Raw genomic sequence first — 18,546 nt, 5'->3', positions numbered from 1 at the left:
TTCAATCCTCCGGCCCATCGGCCGCCTGTTTGATCGCCGATAGGATAGCAGCCGGCCGGCTCCGCTCCGCGGCATCCCACCAACGCCGCTCGAAAACCCGCTGTTCTCGCACCTGCAGGCCTTCACGCCCGAGCCAGACCCGCACGGCGCCGCTGTCGGCGGTGTTGAGTACCTCAGCCCCGACCGCCTGCCAGCGCGCGACCACCTCCGCGCGTGGGTGCCCGAAGCGGTTGCGGTGGCCGGACGAGACGATCGCCAACCCAGGCGCAACCGCTGCGACCCACGCCGGCGTGGACGAGCTCGCGCTGCCGTGGTGTGGAACCACCACCGCCTCGGCCGCCAGCAGCGCACCTGCCTGCTGGACCAGCAGCGCCTCGCTGCGCTTTTCGATGTCGCCGGCCAGCAGGATCGCGCCCTGCGGCGTTTCCAGCCGCAGCACGCAGCTGCTGTCATTGGTCGGCTGCGGCACATCGCGCGGGGGATGCAACACCCGGAACGTCACCCCGTCCCACTGCCACGATTGACCGGCATGGCAGGCCACTGCGCGGCCACGCAGGGTGCCGGGCGGGGCCTGCAGCGTCGCACCGGGAAAGCTGCGGCGCACCCCGCGCAGCCCCCCGGTGTGATCGCGGTGGTCGTGGCTGATCATGATCCGGTCCAGCCGGCCCTGCCCCAGCGCGCGCAGGGTCGGCACCACGATGCGCTCGCCGGCATCGAAGCCATCGTCGGCCCCCGGCCCGGTGTCATACAGCAGCGTGTGGCGGCGCGTGCGCACCGCTACCGCCAGGCCCTGCCCCACATCCATCACCAGTAGTTCCACCTCACCCTCGCCCGGGCCATGCCGCGCCGGCCACAGCAACGGCAGGCACAGCAACAGCGCGGGCACCCTGCCGCCACTGCCGCGCGGCAGCAGCAGCCAGAACACACCGAACACCGCCGAGATCAACGCCCAGCGATTGGCCTGCGGCAGCCACCACAGCGACAGCTCACTGCGCGCGGCATGGCCGAACAGCCACCAGCTCGCCTCGAAACACCACGCCGCCAACTGCCACGGCCAGCGCCCCGCTCCGTCGATCAGGGCCTCCAGCGCAGTGCCGAGCAACGCCAGCGGCACCACTACCATCGTCCACCACGGAATCGCCACCAGGTTCACCAGCGGTCCGGCCCGGGAGGCCTGCCCGAACAGCGCCACCGTCAACGGCAGCAGCGCCACGGTCGCCACACCCTGCGCACTCAGAAAACCGCGCAGCCAGCCCTGCTCACGCCCCGGCAGGCACCAGATCAGCCAAAGGACGCCGGCAAAGCTCAGCCAGAAGCCGGGCGCGAGCACGGCGAGCGGATCGAACAGCAGCATTGCCAGCGCCGCCAGGGAGAGCGACTGCGCCACGCTCGCCCGCCGCCGGCTGCAGCGGGCGGCGGCCACCACCGCGATCATCAGCACGGTACGCACGGTCGGCAGCGCGAAACCCGCTGCGGCGGCGTACAGCGCAGCGCCTGCGACGGCCGCCGCCGCGGCCCCCATCGGGCGCGGCACGTACAGGCCGAGCAGCGGCAGGCAGCGCCAGAGCCCACTGGCCAGCAGTGCGGCAACGCCTGCCACCACACCGACATGAAAGCCGGAGATCGCCACCAGGTGCGTAACCCCCAACGCACGCAGATCGTCCCAGTCCCCTTGGCTGAGACCGCGCGTATCGCCGAGTGCCAGGGCCTGGACGAAGCGGCGGCCGTCGCTCTGGACCGCCCTGGCAATCGCCTCGGCCATCCGCTCCCGCCATGCGGGCAGTCCGGTCGGCTCCCCCAGCGGATGCGCTTGGGCAGGCTCCCGTACGTACCCGCTTCCAGCCACCCGTTGCCGCAACGCATAGCCCTCGGCATCGAACCCGCCGGGGTTCACCCGCCCGCGCGGTGGCCGGGCACGGACCGTGAGCGACCAGCGTTCACCGGCCCGAAGGGTGCGCCTTCGATCATCGGCTGCGCCGCGAAAACCGTCATACCAACCCAGCGCCAGGTCACGGCCGCGGAGCTCGGCGGGCATCGCCGGCGCATCATCCACCCGGAAGCGGAAACGGGTACCGCCGGGGCCGTGGTGAGGCAGGCTGATCACGCGCCCGTGCAGCGCGTGGTCCACCGGCGGGGCGCCGGGGGGCAGCTGCCGCGCCAACCCGGCGTGACCGTGCAGCGCGGCCCAGCCAAACCCGAAGAGGGCAGCACCGAGGAGGCGGAAGCGGCAGGGCAGGATCCAGAACAGGATGCCGGACGCTGCCGCAGCAACGCCCCACCCCAGTGGCAGCAGCCGGGGCGAGAAGACGATCACGCAGATGCCTGCCAACAGCGCGACGACACACGCCTTGCCGAAAATCGGGAGAGGCGTGCGTGCAGCCCTGGTGCCGGTGTGTAGCACTCGTCGCATGGGCAGCGCCCGGCAAACCCTGAGTGTCGACGGCGGGCGCGGCGCGCGGTATCAGTGCGGCATGCAGGGCACTGTCAGGAAATGCACATAGCAAAAAAGCCAACCCGAGGGCTGGCTTTTCTGTTGTGCCACTGCAGTCTCCGGGACTGAAGTGGTGGGCGGTACAGGGTTCGAACCTGTGACCCCTACCATGTCAAGGTAGTGCTCTACCGCTGAGCTAACCGCCCGTTTTGCTTCCCTGCCCCGCTGCGAATGCGTCGGTGCAGGCCGCGTATATTACGGACGCCCCCTGGAAAGCGCAACACTTTTGTGAAGATATTTCACAACGCGTTGTTCAGCCCAGACTGGCCTCCTTCAACTGACGGATCTGATCGCGTACGCGGGCGGCATCTTCGAACTCCAGATCGCGGGCGTGCTGGTACATCTGCTGCTCCAGCGCCTGCAGGCGCTTGGCGATCTGGGCCGGCTCCATCGTGCGGTAGTCGGTGGACTCTTCGGCCACGCGCCCACCCTTGCCCTTGCCCTTCCCTTTGCCACGCGATTCTTTCTCAGCCGCTTCCGAACGCGCGCCTTCAAGCACATCGGTGATCGGGCGCAGTACCGACTTGGGCACGATGCCGTGCAGTTCGTTGTACTCGACCTGCTTGGCACGACGACGGTCGGTCTCGTCGATCGCGGCCTGCATTGAGCGCGTGATCTTGTCCGCATAGAGGATCGCCTTGCCACGCAGGTTGCGCGCGGCGCGGCCGATGGTCTGGATCAGCGAGCCAGTCGAACGCAGGAAGCCTTCCTTGTCCGCATCCAGGATCGCCACCAGCGACACTTCGGGCATGTCCAGGCCTTCGCGCAGCAGGTTGATGCCGACCAGCACATCGAACTTGCCCAGACGCAGATCGCGGATGATCTCCACACGCTCGACCGTATCGATATCCGAGTGCAGGTAACGCACGCGGATGCCGTGCTCGGTCAGGTACTCGGTGAGGTTCTCAGCCATACGCTTGGTCAACGTGGTGACCAGCACGCGGTCGCCCAGCTTGATGCGCTCGTTGACCTCGGACATCAGATCGTCGACCTGGGTGCCGACCGGACGGATCTCGACCACGGGATCGATCAGGCCGGTCGGGCGCACCACCAGTTCGGTGATCTCGCCTTCGGTCTCGCGCAGTTCGTACGGACCCGGCGTGGCCGAGACATAGATGCTGCGCGGGCAACGCTCTTCCCACTCCTCGAAACGCAGCGGACGGTTGTCCAATGCCGACGGCAGGCGGAAACCGAACTCTACCAGGGTTTCCTTGCGCGAGCGGTCGCCTTTGAACATCGCGCCGATCTGCGGAATGGTCACGTGCGATTCGTCGATCACCAGCAGCGCATCCGGCGGCAGGTAGTCGAACAGCGTCGGCGGTGGATCGCCGGCATTCTTGCCGGTGAGATGCCGCGAGTAATTCTCGATGCCGTTGCAGTAGCCGACCTCGGCCATCATCTCCAGATCGAACTGGGTGCGCTGCGCCAGGCGCTGCGCTTCCACCAGCTTGTTCTGTTCGTACAGCTGTTCCAGGCGGACCTTCAACTCGGCCTTGATCGTGTCCACCGCCGACAGCACGCGCTCACGGGTGGTCGCGTAGTGGGTCTTGGGATAGATGGTGTAGCGCATCATCTTGCGCAGGCTTTCGCCGGTGAGCGGATCGAACATGCTGATCTGCTCGACCTCGCCTTCGAAGAGCTCGATGCGCACCGCTTCACTGTCCGATTCGGCCGGAAACACATCGATCACTTCGCCGCGCACGCGGAAGGTGCCGCGGTGCAGCTCGAACTCGTTGCGCGTGTACTGCAACTGGGTCAGGTGCTTGATCAGATCGCGCTGGTCGATCCGCTCACCGGTGGAGAGGATCAGACGCATCGACAGATAGTCTTCGGGCGCGCCCAGGCCGTAGATCGCCGACACCGTGGCCACCACGATCGCATCCGGGCGCGACAGCAGTGTCTTCGTCGCCGCCAGGCGCATCTGCTCGATGTGCTCGTTGATCGAACTGTCCTTCTCGATGAAGGTGTCCGACGAGGGCACGTAAGCCTCGGGCTGATAGTAGTCGTAATAGCTGACGAAATACTCGACCGCGTTGTGCGGGAAGAACGCCTTGAACTCACCGTACAGCTGCGCCGCCAGGGTCTTGTTCGGCGCCATCACCAGCGTCGGTTTCTGCACCCGCTGGATCACGTTGGCGACCGTATAGGTCTTGCCGGAACCAGTCACGCCGAGCAGGGTCTGCTTGGCGATGCCCGCCTCGAAGTTGGCGGTGAGTTTCTCGATGGCCGCCGGTTGGTCGCCCGCCGGCGAATACGGGGATTCAAGTTGGAAACGATCGCTCATGGTGCCGCCACTGCCGGGAAGCCTCCAGTATAACGGCCGGGTTGGTGACGGCCGGTTGAGGGAAGAGCCGACACCAAAACGCGGCATGAACCTGCAGCCTCGGGGTCCTCAGGCGGCCACAGTGAAGCTCGCCCGCATGACGGATCCTCTTCGTGGACCACCCCCGCCCCCTGCCCCGCCCGGCCAGCTGCGCCGGCGTGACACTGATCCAGGCACTGATCGCGATGGCCGTTCTGGCCATCCTGACCGGCATGGCGCTGCCGCCCTTGCAGCAGACCCGGGACCGCCTCCAGGCTGACAGCCTGCGCATGCAACTGGCCTCGGCACTGGCGACGGCACGCAACACGGCGATCACCGAGCGGCGCCGGATCGCGGTCTGCCCGACCGAGGACGGTGTCCGTTGCGGACGCGACTGGAGCCGGGGCTGGATGCTGTATCGGCATGTCGAGGGCGCCACGGGGCAGACCCCGCCACCCGCGCCGCTTCTGGTCCAGCAGCAGGCACGTTCACGGCTGAGCGCGCATGGCAGCGCGCACAAACCCACGATCCAGTTCCGACCGGATGGTCAATTGAACGGAAGCAACCAGTCGGTCATCTTCTGCCTGGAAGGCTTCTCCCAGGGCAAGGTCGTCGTCAGTCGGACGGGGCGGGTGCGAAGCGAGCGTCCGCGGCGGCCGACGGCCTGTTGAACAGAGGTTGCCGAGCCGGAGCCCCATCCCGAAAAAGACAAAAGCCGCGATTGCTCGCGGCTTTTGCAGATCTGGCGCCCGAAGTTGGACTCGAACCAACGACCCCCTGATTAACAGTCAAGTGCTCTAACCGGCTGAGCTATTCGGGCGGGGTGCGCATTCTAGCCAGCAACGGCGGTGTGATGCAAGCATTGCGACACACCCCGTAACACCATGTCCTTACCAGCAGCCGGAGACGGTCTTTTCGGTCGGCGTCTTGCGCCCGGCCTGGTCCAGCGTCAGCGTGCCGCATTTGTCCTTGGCCTGGCTGCCACCCTCGACCGGGATGGCCTGAATGTCGAAGGTGCTACCCGTTGGGTCCTCGTTGAATGACAGCGTGTAATGCGCGGTGCCTTCGCGCGGCGACTGGGCAAAGGCCAGGGTGGAGGCCGCATAGGTGTTCTGCACCGTGTGATAGCGCTCCAGGTTCTGGGCCAGTTCGACCAGATCCGCCTTCGCCTGAGCGCGTCGGGATTTCCGCACGGATTCCTGGTACGCCGGTAGCGCCACGGTCGCCAGGATGGCGACCACGGCCACCGTGATCATCAGTTCGATCAGGGTGAAGCCGGCGACACGGCGGCGGTAGGCTGTCTGCATGGGGGCTCTCGTCATGAAGGTCATCAGCGCACCTGCCGCCAGGACTGGCGTCCGCAGGGGCGTGGCATGTACAGCGGATCGGCATTGCCCGTGCGCACCACGTAAGTGCAGATGTCGCTCTTGAGCAGGTCATCCAGACTACAGTCTGCATCGGCCGGGTCGCACTTCTGCAGCTTGTTGTTCGGCACGAAGACTGCGTTGTCATCCATTGGGGCCCCATTGCTGACGGTGCCGCCACTGGTCAACTTCGCACCAGCGCAATTGCCCGTGCAGAGAGGATCGCCACCGGGCGTATCGCTCAGCCCACCCATCGCGCCGGCGCCGGTGAGCAGTTCCACGGAATATCGCCAGTTGATGCCACCACCGCCGCCGCAGATCGCTTGGCCGGGCACGTAAGTATTGAAGATCACCGAGCCGCTCTGAATGCGCGGGTTGCCAACGAAGCGCTCCCCATCCACTGTCCCACCCACTGTCAGATCGAAATACCAGCCACGCCTGCTCACATAGCTGACCGCGTTGGCGCTGACATAGCGGAAGCCGTCATCCGCCTCGGATATCTGCTGGCCGACCAGATCATCCCGCCCCCCCACGGGGGCAACCAGGTTGTCCCAGACACTGTAAATCGACTGGATCGGCGAACTCGAACTGACGGCGTTGTCGTCGCTGGCGAAGTACTGTCCGGTCCCGAACACAATGTTGTAGCCCCGACCGGCTGCCCGGGAGATCTCGAATCCGCCGGTGATCGGCTGGGCCACGCCATTACGCGTGGCGGTAAACAACGGTGCGCCACTGTAGGAAACCCCCCAGTTGGCGGGGTTGGGATCGCGCAGGTCGAACTTCCACAGGTTGCCCTGCATGTCACCACCGTAGACCGTATCGGCGATGCGGTTGTTGTTGCTCGCCGCCACCGCCACGACGTTCATCAGGCCGTTGCGCAGCGCGTAGCCCCCACCGCTTGGCGAGAGACGGTTGAGCACCTCGCCGGTCTGGATGTCGACCACGAACAGTACCGGCTTGCCACTGGACGAGTTGACGCCGTTACCGAAGATCGCCACGAAGCGCGGTGCGGCATTGGCATTCGCCCCGCTGACTGGAACGATGATCGGCTTACCCAGCGCGAAGCCCATATCAGAATCGGTTTTGCCTGACAGCTCCCACAGCACATCGTCCTTGGTGAATCCGGTGGGGTTGCTCACGTTCAGTGCGAACATCGACCCGTTGCCCGCCGCAGCCGCATTGGGCGCGCGGTTGGCGCCGCCGGCACCGGTCGAGCCGACCAGTACGGTGTGCCAGGCATCACCGTAATAGACGTCGGACGAGGCCAGCGCTCCATCCACGTAATACCGATGCGAGTAGCCCGGGTTGGCCAGTTCTGCCATGTGCTGCAGCGACGAGGACGGAATGAATGCCAACAGCTCGTTGCCCGCACTGGCACCGGTGGACGCATCGAAGCCGTGCAGCATGCCGTCATTGGCGCCCACGTACAGCATCGTCGGCGGACCGCCCGCCGCTTTCTTGGCCGTCAGGTAGGCGCGATAGCGAGTGCCCAGCGTGGCCTTCCACGCCGGCGTGGTGGTCCAGGATCCGTAACCGAAATTATCGGCCGTGGAGACGATCTCCGTCGTGGAATTGACGATGTCGCCCAAGATGGCGCTTCGCGAACGGAAGCCACTGATGGCCGAGCCCTTCAGGTAGTTCACCAGATCGGCCACCGTGTGCGAGCCGAACCAGTTCGGCACGGAACTGCTGAAGCCCATGTTGCCCAGCTGCGCCGCACGATCGGCGCCGGGAATATTGTTGGCCTCGAACGGAGCCGCCGCCACCGGCACCAGGGTGCCACTGCCATTGACCGTGGTCGGCGCGGTAGCCATGACGATGTTGCGGCCACTGGAGCTCATCTTGGTCGACGCGCGCCACAGCACATCACCATTGGCGCCCAGCGCGCCTACCTTGGTGGCCACTACATCGCCGGTCCAGTCGTTGGTTCCCGAGGGAACCTTGTAGCTGGCCGATACCGTGAACGAACCGGTGCTGATGCGCGCACCGGTACCACCGCCACCCACCGGTGCGTCGCCCTCGGCGGCACTTTCGAAGATTGCCTCCAACGCCGCCTTCAGCTTGGCCGGGTTGCGGGCCAGGAAGTAATTGTCAGGCACACCGGCTTCCCGGGTGTCCCATCTGCCACTGGGAACGCCGTACTTGGCCGCGTACCACAACGGGCTCTGCAACTGATTGGCCTGGGCGCCGCTGAGCTTGTAGCGGACCACCGAAGGCTTGGTCCAGTCATTGGGGGGATTCTCGGTGGAGCTGATCACAGAGCCGTTGCTGTTGCCGGGACGCAGCAGCAGGCGCTGCACGTTGCTGGCTGCGTTGGAGCCGACGATGGTGTAGCCGGTCAGCATCGCATTGCCCGCATACGCCGACAGATTCTCAAGGCGGACGAGTACCTCGTCCTCACCGATGGTCGCATTCAACAACTGGTTGGAGCAGACCGCATTGTTGGGTGAACGCCAGCACATGTCGGCGATGCCGGCCTTGTCGCCACACGCCGCGCCGACGCAGTAGCTCATCATCGTCACGACGTCATTGTCATGATCGTTGCCCCACAACGAATCCTCCCAGACCAGCGAGAAACTGCCAGACTTGCCGTCGGCACGATATGGGCGACCATAGATGTGTTTGGGCGCCACCGACGCTTCTTTGGTGCCGATGCCGACCGAGCCAAGGAAACAGCTTCGCCACCCGGCATCGGCCGCCTTGGCGCCACCGGTGTTGTTGGCCTGGCAAAGCGGCGACAGCGAGATGGTGCCACCGGCAACGCTGATGTCGAACTTGGGCAGATTCTCGGCCATGGCCACGGTGTACGTGGTCGCAGTGACTTTGTAGTCCGCCGGCTTGCCGGCCAAGCCCGGACGCAGATCAGTTTCTGCCGCCGCCTTGGACAGGCCGGCGAGGAGGTAGCTGCCCTCCGTGGACGGAATGTCCGGGCAGATGCCACGGACCAGGCTGAGCTGGTTGACGGTCAGCGCCTGGCAGATGTCTTCGTGGGTATTGATGGAGGCATAGCGGGCGGTGGCGCCGACGCGACCGGCCAGATAGCTTTTCCCGTTGATGCCCTCCGCCGCGCCAAGCGCATCGGTGGCCGACTCCGCCGTAGCAAGGTGGGGCACGGCACCTACGTTGTCGCTGTCGAAGGACGGCAGACCCGACGACATCACCAGAATGTTGCAGGTAGCACAGTACGAGTTGCCACCCTGGGCAGGGCTGCGGTACGGATCCTTCCACGTCACGCCCACCGGCAGCCCGGACAGATCGCCGGTGTCGCCGTAAACCTTGGTGCCGGCCCCCACGTAGCGAAGTGCCTCGGCGTACATCTCGGCCAGCGGGTTACCCCAGGCGCTGCACTTTTTAGCCTTGTCACCCGATGCACCGGGATCCAGCAGATTGCCTCGGTCGCCGAAGCCCTGGCGATTGAGGATGCTGTAGTCGTTGCAGTCGTTCCAGTTATTGCTCCAGTTCCACTGATCAATGCGGAAATTGGACATCGTGTTGATGATGCCCTCGGTGCCGCTGTCGCGCGCCAGGCACAACTGACCCGTGGCGAGATTGATTTCGTCGCCGGTATCACAAAGCTTCGCGCCATTGCCGGCGATCTTGCCGATATTCCGGCGCAGGACGCCACCATCGCGCGGGCTGGAGTAAGTGCCGCTTACCAGACCAAAGCGCAGGCGACCACTCTCACCATACGTCTGCAGCAATCCACTGGGCTTGTAGTGATCGGTGGTGCCATCATTGTATTTCCGGCAGAAGCTCTCACGATGGCTGTTCTGTCCCGGATCGCAGACTTCGACGCGCACGGTGTAATCCACCACCGCCTTGGGCGTGTCCGCGCTACCCTCGCCACTGCGATTGACACCGCACTGATACGACGCAGTCGATGCCCACTCGGACCAGTTGCCACCGGCCACGCGCATCAACGGACGGCCATTGGCACTGATGCTGGCGTTGCAGAACGAGGCGCTGGCGTTCAGTGGTGTGAACTTGCCGATGTCCGAACCGGTGTAGACCTTGACCCACGCGTGCAGGTCGTTGGGAATCTGCGCACGCTCGATCACGGTCTTGTTGGCGTCGTCGGTGGAACGCTGACCGCCATAAAGCACGTAGCGCATGACGTCCAGCCGGCTCATCGTGACCCAGTTGAGGAAGTTCCCCGACCACGCACCACCGCACTCGTGCTTGTTGATGCCGGTCGCCTCACCCGATGCCTTGAACACGTTGCTTGCGTAGCCGTAGCAAAGGTTCGAGTCGAAGTAACCGGAATAGGAGAACTTGTCCTGGTAGGTGGTATCGATGATCTTGTCATCGTCCAGATCGCTGTAATCGCTGTAGGCCTTGTTGAACAGCTGCTCGTCGCGGGACATCACCATCATCATCAACGGCGGCTGGCTCTGCTTGGTGTACAGCGGCTCCTGGGCAATGTCGTAGTCGCCGAGCGCAGCGCGCAGAGGCACCACGCGGCTGAGCAGGAAGCCCACCGCAAGGACAACAAAGCCGATGCGCAATGCGTTGATGGCGCGCTTGCTGAGAGGGAAGCGATCAGAAGTCATGGGATATAGATCGTATCGACGACCGCACTGGCCGAGGGATTGTCCGGATCATCACTGGCCAGCGCCGTGATCTGATAGATGTTGCCAGTGTCTTCGTTCTCGCGACCGCCAAGACCGCCGCTACTGCCTGCGGTTACGCACTTGTCCATGCGCCGGGTGTAGGTGGCCTGCGCATCGGTAGTGCCATCGGCCCAGGTCAGTGGATCAAAAATCGGGCTGCACTCTTCCTGATCGGCACTGTAGGTTCCTCCTGCCGCCAGTTGCGCCTCGATCGTGCTTTCCATCGAGCGGGCGTCCGCTTCGGCACTCTGGAAGGCCAGGTTGGTACGCAGATAGTTGGCGGCCATGCGCTCCTGCATGCCGGTCACCTGCATCCCGGCGATCCCGAGAAGTGCCAGCAGGATCAGGATGATCAGGGCCACATACAGCACAGCGCCATCCTGACGACGAGGTGCGGTGAAAGGCTTGCGACTCGATGCCATGATGACCTCAGTTGCCATAGAGGCGGTTGCGTACCGCGATCGTGGTCTGGTAGACCGTGCGGAACCTGCCGTCCTTGGGCGTGGTGAACGTCACGCCCACGGCGGTGAGCGCCGCATCGGCCGTGGCCTGCGCAGCCGCCGACGGGTCCGGGCTTTCCAGCAACAGCCCCAGCTGCACCGCACCGACGCGGCGCCAGGCTGCATCCGCTGGCGCAAGCGAATCCTGCACGTCCGCTGCCGTGCCCTGACGGTCGATGAAACCGCTGGGCGCCGCCGTGGCACTCAGCGAGTGATCCTGACCATAGAGCAGCTGCATGTTGCGCACGCCTTCAACCAACGGCTCCGGCGCCTCTGCGACCAGTGCAGCACCCGGCTTGGCACTGAAGCGCACCCGATACAGCGAACTCTGCCGCGTCGTCGCGTCGTATCCAATGTAATAGACCACGCTCTCGGCCCGGTACAGGACGGCCTGGCCGGCCGTATAGATCGAGGTGAAGCTGGTGGTATTGTTCGGTGCTGTGTTGAAGGTGACCGAACCGCTGGTGCCGCTCGCGGCACTGGCTTGAAACAACGTGGCCGTCGTGCAATCGGCTACACCGAACAGCCCCGGCTCCTTTACCCCGCTCTGCAGAACAGCCCACCTCGCGCTGTCGAACGAGAACCCGGGCTTGTCATCGGTCCCGGTGATCGCAGTCACCGGCACGCCATCGGGAACGAGGAAGCGCAACGCAACGATGTCGCTGCCGTCGACCCGATTAGTGAGGGCCTCAGCATATTCGGACGGAAGTGCGGGGCTGTAATCCACGCCTCCGGTCGTCGGCGTTGCGGTCAGCGTCAGCGGGTCGCCCGGTTTGGTGTCGATGGCCTCGAACCCCTGGATGGATTGCGTGAAGTCCAGCGCCGGGTGCCCTGCGGCGGCGAATGTCGTGTGCAACGAGCCGGGATTACGGATGTTGTGACTCTGGTCGTTCACGCAGCCGAAGTGGCCGGCCATACGCAGATCGCGCTGCAGGAAATCCATGGCGAAGCGCCCGTTCTCCTGCACGCGCGCCAGACCTTCGGATAGGCGCGAGGCCGTGCGTGACGCGGCGAATACCTGCATCAGACCCAGCAACAACACCAGGCCGATGACCATGGCGATCATCAGCTCAACCAGCGACAGACCCATGCTGGTGCGCTGGATGGAAGGTGGGCGCATCACAGCTGGGTCCTCGCCGAGAAGGTGGTATCGGCTGCATCGAGCCAACGCTCGTCACCCCAGCTCACGTTGACCGTGATCTCGTCGCCATCGCGGGTCACACTGGCGCTGGCCGCATCGCCGAGCGCCTTCCCCAGCCGGCAACGCCAATCGGTCATGTACATGTCCTTGGTGATGTCCGCACCGGTGGGCGAAACGCAATCGGCGGCCTTGGTTGTGGCCGCGTAGGTACCCACGAAGCCGTCAGCGGTGATCCGGTTGATGCGGATCTGATCCAGCAGCTCGTAACTGAGGTTGGTCGCCTGGGTGCGGAAGTTCGCACTCTGCACGAACCGCACGTTCATGGTCTGCAGCAGTGCGAACCCGAGCAGGCCGATACTCATCACCACGATCGCGATCAACACCTCGATCATGGTGAAACCGCCCTGCCCCGCACGCGGCGCACGAAGAAGTCTTCCCGTCACTTGCAACTCTCCCGTTCCACACGCACCTGGCCAACAGCCGACAGCCGCAGCGTTCGCTGCAGGGGCTGGTCGCCGCATTCATCGGGTTTGAGGGTGATGTCCAGCGCCGCCGCGGCGCGATTGCGACCACGGCCATCGAAGGCCACGATCAGATTGTCCTTGCTGCCGAGCATCTTGGGCGACCCGGCGGAGTAACGCAGGACCGGCTCCTCGGTGTCGAAAGTGCCGCTGCCGTCCGCATCGGACCAGACCATCCAGCCATCACCCCAACTGTCGCCGTTGCAGGCGGCACCGTCAGTGGAGGCGCACACGCCGGCACCACGGGTGTTCTTCAGCGCCTCACTGCGCGCCAGCGCCAGCGAGGCCATCATTTCGTTGGTGGTGGTGGCCGCGCGGTTGGAACGAAGCACGCCCTGGAAGCTCGGCATGCCAAGCGTGATCAGGATGGCGAGCACCGCGATGGTGACCATCAACTCGATCAGTGTGAAGCCGTTGGACCGGCGCAAAGACATGAAACGCTCCCCAGCGTTGATGACACAGACGATGAACGTCTTGCCGCCGGTCAGCAAGCGGCGGCAGGACGAACGGTCGCCCGGAGGCGACAGGCGTCAATCCGTTGACGCAGAACAGGGCCGGCGGCAGGCCCCCTGCCCGCCGCCGGCCCCCGTCAGGGCCTCAGGCCATGACCTTGTAGCAGGGCTGGTACTCGCCCGAGATCTTCATGCGGCGCTGCTCGACGAAGGCGCGCAGCAGCTCATCCAGGGCCTGCATCATGTCCGCATCGCCGTGGATCTCGAACGGACCGAACTGTTCGATGCGGCGCATGCCGTCTTCCTTCACGTTGCCGGCCACGATGCCGGAGAACGCGCGCCGCAGGTCGGCGGCCAGGGCATGCGGCGGACGGCCGTGGTGCAGGTCCAGCGCGGCCATCGCCTCGTGGGTCGGCACGAACGGCTGCTGGTACTCCCACGGAATCTCGATGGACCAGTTGAAGAAGAACGAGTCCTTCTGCGCCAGGCGGTGCTCGCGCACGCGCTTGATGCCCTGGGCCATCTTGCGGGCGACGTTGACCGGGTCGCCGATGATGATCTCGTAGCGGCTGGCCGCCTCTTCGCCCAGGGTGAGGCGGATAAAGCGGTCGATCTGCTCGAAGTACGGCGCAGCCACGGTCGGGCCGGTCAGGATCAGCGGGAACGGCAGATCCTTGTTCTCCTCGCGCAGCAGGATGCCCAGCAGATACAGGATCTCCTCGGCCGTGCCGACACCGCCGGCGAACACGATGATGCCGTGGCCGATGCGCACGAACGCTTCGAGACGCTTCTCGATGTCCGGCATAATCACCAGGTGGTTCACGATCGGGTTCGGCGACTCCGCGGCGATGATGCCCGGCTCGGTCAGGCCGATGTAGCGCGTGGTGGTCTTGCGCTGCTTGGCGTGGGCGATGGTGGCGCCCTTCATCGGCCCCTTCATCGCGCCCGGGCCGCAGCCGGTGCAGATGTCCAGCCCGCGCAGGCCCAGCTCGTAGCCGACCTGCTTGGTGTACAGATATTCATCGCGGCCGATCGAGTGGCCGCCCCAGCAGACGACCAGGTTCGGATCGCCCGGGTTGAGGATGCGCGCGTTGCGTAGCAGCCCGAACACCGCGTTGGTGATGCCCTCGGACGACTCCAGCTCCGCCGCGTACGCCGGGCCCATCTCGATGGCCATGTAGGCCAGGTCACGGACCACCGCGAACAGCAGCTCGGCCACACCGCGGATGATCTCGCCATCCACGAAGGCCATCGCCGGAGCGTTGACCAGGTCGATGCGGACGCCGCGGTCCTGCTGGGCCACCTGGATATCGAAATCGGGATACAGATCGCGCGCCGCGCGCGGATCGTCCGAGGCGCTGCCGCTGGTCAGCACGGCCAGCGCACACCGGCGCAGCAGCTCGTGCATGCCACCACCGGACGCATCACGCAGGCGCGCCACTTCCGCGCGCGACAACACATCCAGCCCACCGCGCGGGTAGATCCGCGCGTCCTGCACCGGCAGCGTACGCGCCGGCTTTTCGTTGATCGTCATGTCCATCTTGTTCGCTTTCCTCAAGGTTACCGACTGTACCGCTGCCCCCTTAAAAAGCAAAACGGCCGGGAAACCCGACCGTTTGGATATGTGGTGCCCCCGGCGCCACATCGGGGCTGCCGCAGTTGCATGTTTTTCGCGCAACCGCCGGAGCATAGCCGTATTCCCGGGGTCGAGCAAGCACCGCGTCACAGGTCCCGCGCTGGCGCGGCCGTAGTCCGGACAGCAGAACGGCCAGGTTGCCCTGGCCGTTCCGGGTGTTACGCGGGTCGTTAACTCAGTTCATCAGAACTGGTAACGGAAGCCCAGCTGCAGCGACCACTGCGAGACACCGGCATCGAAACCATCGGCATCCTGGTTGGCCACGCTCGGGGTATCAGCGCCGGTGAAGTTGTACACGTACTTACCGTCATAGATGCCCTGCAGAGCGGCAACACGGCTGTTGGCGAAGAAGCCGTAGTCGTAGATGTTGCCCCACTTCTTGTTGAGCATGTTGCCGACGTTCTGGATGTCCACCCAGATCTCCGACTTGTGGCTCTTCATGAAGCCCGGCAGCTGCTGGCTGATGCGGATGTCGAACGTGTTGATCCAACCAGTGCGGAACTTGTTCGCCGGCGCCACCTGGCCCGCGTACTTGGCCAGATCCGGGTTCGCAGCCAGCCAATCGAAGAAGTTCTTCTCCATGTCCGAATTGGCGGTGAAAACGCCCGTGTTGGTCAGGCTGCCGAACAGCACTTCGCCACGGTTCGGCACGTAGAACAGGTCATTGCCGTTGCGGCCGTCGCCATTGGCGTCGGTGGAGTAGATGTAGCTGTACGGACGGCCGCTGCGGCCTTCGTACACCAGACCCACCTTGGTTTCGTAGTCACCGAAGAACTTGTGCTTCCAGTTCAACGAGCCGGAGATACGGTCCTTGATCTCGTAGCGCGAGGTGTTCAGGGCTTCTTCGTTGGCATTGAACGCGTACTGGTAGCCCCAGCCCGAGCTGGCGGTGGAGCTGGTCAGCGTGCCCACTTCCGTGGCATCGGTGTAGGTGTAACCCAGGTTCCAGGACCAGTCGCTGTCGTTGCTCCACGGCTTGCTCAGCGAGACAGTGAACTGCGAGGTGCGCCCCTTGTCGGTGTTGTCGATCAGGTAGACGTTGTCGAAGCCGACATCGGCGCCGTCACGAACGCCGGCGGTGCCCCACAGCTTGCCGTAGGTGGACGGAGCGTAGTAGTTGGTGCGGCCATCCGGACCAATCTGACGGCCCGGGCCCAGGTTCAGATGCTGGTAGTACAGACCATCCTTGACCTTGGTGACCAGCAATTCAGCCGACGCGACCAGGCCGTACCACGGCAGTTCGTGATCCAGGGCCAGGTTGGCCTTGTAGATCGACGGCAGCTTGAAATCCTTGCCGACGAAATTGACGTTCTGCTTGGCCGAACCCGGGGTGGTCGGAATCGGCTGGCTGTCCTTGTCCGCGTTGAACGGCTGGCCGTTGTAACCAGTGATGTTGTAGGCGGTGTAGTTGAAGCCGGTGGTGGAATAGCTGTTGCTGATCCACACCTGCGGCGAATCACCCTGGAACAGGCCCACGCCACCACGCAGCTGCGTCGGACGGTCGGTGTCGAAGCTGTAGTTGAAGCCGAAGCGCGGCTGGATCAGGAACTTGCTCTCGAACACCTGGCTGTTGTTCAGGCCGAAGACGTCCAGCGCCTTCTGGTTGAACTGCGGCGAGGGGCTGGTGTCCGGACGGTCAGCGCGCAGGCCGAAGGTCAGGGTCAGGTTGTTGTTGACATACCAGGTGTCCTGCACGAACAGGGCCAGGTTGCTGTACTTGTAATCAGCGGCGATCGAGCCCGGCGCATTTTCCTGGGCCAGGTTGTAGGTCTGCCAACGGCCGGCGGCGAAGTTGTCCAGGCCGTAGAAGGTGTACGTACCCCACGAGTTGGCGCCGTAGTAGTTGTAGACGTCATTGGTGTCGTACGAGGCACCGAACTTCACGTCATGGTCGCCCAGGGTCCAGGTACCGGCGGCGTAGTAGTTCCACGCCTTGGTCTGCAGGATGTTGTCCTGCGAGTTGGCCTCGGTGCCCAGGTACAGCGAATCACCCTGCGGGGTGGTTGCGTTGCGCGGGAAGTAGATGCGAATGCTCGGCGCATTGGTCGACACTTCACGGATGGCCGAGTACTCGCGGTACGACGCCTTCAGTTCGGTCGAGAAGTTGTCGGACCAGTCGCTGAACAGCTGGGCGACGTAGCTCTCGTTGGTCTTGGCGTGCTGGTACCAGTAGGAGCTCAGCGAGGCGGTCGAGGTCGAGTTCATGCCGTTGATGCGCAGCTTGCTCTGCTCGAGCTTGCTGTAACGGATGCTGGCACGATGGTTGTCGTTGATGTTCCAGTCCAGCTTCAGCGCGTACTCTTCCAGATCGGTATTACCGTTGCTTTCAGTGCTGCCGGCATCGAAGCCGTAAACATCCTTGGCGATCTGCTGGGCGCGCGCCACATCGGCGGCATTGAAGTTGGCGTTGGCCTTGCCCAATGCGGTACCCGAGATATCGGCGCCCGGCGCGGCCTGCTCGAACTTCTCATAGTTGGCGAAGAAGAACAGCTTGTCCTTGACCAGCGGACCACCCAGGGTCATGCCGTAGGTCTTTTCCTTGGTGAAGCCCTTGAACGGCTGGCCTTCCGGGTTGTCGCCGAACCAGTCGCCATCACGGTAGGTGCCATACACCGAACCGTGGAATTCATTGGTACCGGACTTGGTCACCGCGTTGACGGTGGCACCGGCGGCGGCAGCAATGCTGACGTCGTAGTTGGACAGGTTGATGTCCAGAGCTTCGATGGCTTCCATCGCGACCGGCTGGCGACGGGTCGGCATGTTGTTGCCTTCCAGGCCGAAGGTATCGCTGGCGGACACGCCGTCGATGTTGATCGAGTTGAAGCGCGGGTTCTGGCCACCGGCCGAGATCGAGCCCGAGGCGCGATCGATGAAGGTGACGCGCGGATCCAGACGCATCAGGTCCTGGATGTTGCCGCCGATGGAGGGCGCGGCTTCGATCTGCTGCTGGCTGATGTTGGTGCCCGAGCCCATCTTGGTGGTGCTGAACACTTCCGAGCCGCCGCCAACGGCCACAACCTGCACTGCCTCCAGGTTGGTCGCCGCGAGGTCACCGGTCAGTGCCGCGTTGACGGTACCGGTCTGGTTGACGCCGAGGTACACACCCTCTTCCGTCTTGGTGCCTTCACCGGACTTGGTGATGGTGACGGTGTACGGACCACCCACGCGCAGGCCGCGCGCGTTGTAACGACCCGCAGCATCGGTGGTCGCACGGCTGACCGTGCCCGATTCGGTGTGGGTGATGGTGACTTCGGCACCGGCAACAGGCGCGCCTGCAGCGGTCGTGACCTGGCCGCCGACACCGGCAGAGGTGCTCTGGGCGAAGGCGGGAGCGGCGGCAAGTGCAGCCACGAGACCAAGCGTCAGCTTGGACATCCGGAGACAACGGGAGTGGGTCATTGGGGAGTAGCCTCGATGCGAGATTGGCGATGGCGGAGAAAAAAACGCGCCCAAGCAGCCTTGCTGGCGGCTGACTGGACTTTTATCTGGGTTCCCTAGCCGCGAGCTGGTTTCAGCCGCAACGGTTAAC

11 protein-coding genes and 2 tRNA genes are annotated in these 18,546 nt (G+C 64.4%); 1 reads left to right on the top strand and 12 read right to left on the bottom strand.

All coding sequences use genetic code 11. The features are described 5' to 3' along the window. Position 1: 1 nt before the first annotated feature. The 3 genes from ABE464_RS00460 to uvrB form a co-directional block, all read right to left on the bottom strand. Positions 2 to 2,410: a DNA internalization-related competence protein ComEC/Rec2 gene (locus ABE464_RS00460; RefSeq protein WP_346470286.1), complete on the bottom strand. Its 2,409-nt coding sequence runs from the start codon at positions 2,408 to 2,410 to the stop codon at positions 2 to 4. A 152-nt stretch (positions 2,411 to 2,562) separates the two neighbouring features. Further along, a tRNA-Val gene (locus ABE464_RS00455) sits at positions 2,563 to 2,637 on the bottom strand. Positions 2,638 to 2,744: 107 nt separating this feature from the next. Further along, positions 2,745 to 4,775: an excinuclease ABC subunit UvrB gene (gene uvrB, locus ABE464_RS00450; protein ID WP_346470285.1), complete on the bottom strand. Its 2,031-nt coding sequence runs from the start codon at positions 4,773 to 4,775 to the stop codon at positions 2,745 to 2,747. Positions 4,776 to 4,972: 197 nt separating this feature from the next. On the opposite strand from uvrB, the gene ABE464_RS00445 reads away from it, so the two are divergent. Then, positions 4,973 to 5,464, top strand: a complete 492-nt coding sequence (locus ABE464_RS00445; protein ID WP_346470284.1) for a GspH/FimT family pseudopilin — start codon at positions 4,973 to 4,975, stop codon at positions 5,462 to 5,464. A 72-nt stretch (positions 5,465 to 5,536) separates the two neighbouring features. On the opposite strand, the gene ABE464_RS00440 is transcribed toward ABE464_RS00445, so the two are convergent. From ABE464_RS00440 to ABE464_RS00400, 9 genes are all read right to left on the bottom strand, one after another. Continuing rightward, positions 5,537 to 5,613, bottom strand: a tRNA-Asn gene (locus tag ABE464_RS00440). Positions 5,614 to 5,683: 70 nt separating this feature from the next. Further along, positions 5,684 to 6,100, bottom strand: coding sequence for a type IV pilin protein (locus tag ABE464_RS00435; protein WP_346470283.1), 417 nt, complete (start codon positions 6,098 to 6,100; stop codon positions 5,684 to 5,686). 23 nt (positions 6,101 to 6,123) lie between these two features. After that, positions 6,124 to 10,707 (bottom strand): PilC/PilY family type IV pilus protein, encoded by a 4,584-nt coding sequence (locus ABE464_RS00430; protein WP_346470282.1) that lies wholly within the window; start codon positions 10,705 to 10,707, stop codon positions 6,124 to 6,126. Then, positions 10,704 to 11,189, bottom strand: coding sequence for a PilX N-terminal domain-containing pilus assembly protein (locus ABE464_RS00425; protein ID WP_346470281.1), 486 nt, complete (start codon positions 11,187 to 11,189; stop codon positions 10,704 to 10,706). Before ABE464_RS00425 ends, ABE464_RS00430 begins: the two co-directional genes overlap by 4 nt. 7 nt (positions 11,190 to 11,196) lie before the next feature. Next, the gene (locus ABE464_RS00420; RefSeq protein ID WP_346470280.1) at positions 11,197 to 12,387 is read right to left on the bottom strand and encodes a PilW family protein; all 1,191 of its coding nucleotides are present in this window, start codon (positions 12,385 to 12,387) and stop codon (positions 11,197 to 11,199) included. Further along, a complete protein-coding gene (gene pilV / locus ABE464_RS00415; protein WP_346470279.1) occupies positions 12,387 to 12,851 on the bottom strand; it encodes a type IV pilus modification protein PilV in 465 nt (154 codons plus the stop codon). Before pilV ends, ABE464_RS00420 begins: the two co-directional genes overlap by 1 nt. Beyond that, the gene (locus tag ABE464_RS00410; protein WP_346470278.1) at positions 12,848 to 13,363 is read right to left on the bottom strand and encodes a Tfp pilus assembly protein FimT/FimU; all 516 of its coding nucleotides are present in this window, start codon (positions 13,361 to 13,363) and stop codon (positions 12,848 to 12,850) included. The genes pilV and ABE464_RS00410 overlap by 4 nt, the downstream gene beginning before the upstream one ends. Positions 13,364 to 13,526: 163 nt before the next feature. Next, positions 13,527 to 14,915, bottom strand: a complete 1,389-nt coding sequence (gene ppnN, locus ABE464_RS00405; RefSeq protein ID WP_088433096.1) for a nucleotide 5'-monophosphate nucleosidase PpnN — start codon at positions 14,913 to 14,915, stop codon at positions 13,527 to 13,529. A gap of 285 nt (positions 14,916 to 15,200) precedes the next feature. Beyond that, positions 15,201 to 18,392, bottom strand: coding sequence for a TonB-dependent receptor (locus tag ABE464_RS00400; RefSeq protein WP_346470277.1), 3,192 nt, complete (start codon positions 18,390 to 18,392; stop codon positions 15,201 to 15,203). Between the last annotated feature and the right edge of the window lie 154 nt (positions 18,393 to 18,546).

Origin of the sequence: Stenotrophomonas sp. TWI587, assembly GCF_039674145.1 — a bacterium.
In the GTDB taxonomy this organism is placed as follows: domain Bacteria; phylum Pseudomonadota; class Gammaproteobacteria; order Xanthomonadales; family Xanthomonadaceae; genus Stenotrophomonas; species Stenotrophomonas maltophilia_AY.
This window is presented reverse-complemented; position numbering and strand designations above follow the sequence as displayed.

Excerpts from the sequence above, each read along its gene's own strand:
- ABE464_RS00460 (WP_346470286.1), bottom strand. The coding sequence starts at position 2,410 with ATGCGACGAGTGCTACACACCGGCACCAGGGCTGCACGCACGCCTCTC.
- uvrB (WP_346470285.1), bottom strand. The coding sequence starts at position 4,775 with ATGAGCGATCGTTTCCAACTTGAATCCCCGTATTCGCCGGCGGGCGAC.
- ABE464_RS00435 (WP_346470283.1), bottom strand. The coding sequence starts at position 6,100 with ATGCAGACAGCCTACCGCCGCCGTGTCGCCGGCTTCACCCTGATCGAA.
- ABE464_RS00430 (WP_346470282.1), bottom strand. The coding sequence starts at position 10,707 with ATGACTTCTGATCGCTTCCCTCTCAGCAAGCGCGCCATCAACGCATTG.
- ABE464_RS00425 (WP_346470281.1), bottom strand. The coding sequence starts at position 11,189 with ATGGCATCGAGTCGCAAGCCTTTCACCGCACCTCGTCGTCAGGATGGC.
- ABE464_RS00420 (WP_346470280.1), bottom strand. The coding sequence starts at position 12,387 with ATGCGCCCACCTTCCATCCAGCGCACCAGCATGGGTCTGTCGCTGGTT.
- ABE464_RS00410 (WP_346470278.1), bottom strand. The coding sequence starts at position 13,363 with ATGTCTTTGCGCCGGTCCAACGGCTTCACACTGATCGAGTTGATGGTC.
- ppnN (WP_088433096.1), bottom strand. The coding sequence starts at position 14,915 with ATGACGATCAACGAAAAGCCGGCGCGTACGCTGCCGGTGCAGGACGCG.
- ABE464_RS00400 (WP_346470277.1), bottom strand. The coding sequence starts at position 18,392 with ATGTCCAAGCTGACGCTTGGTCTCGTGGCTGCACTTGCCGCCGCTCCC.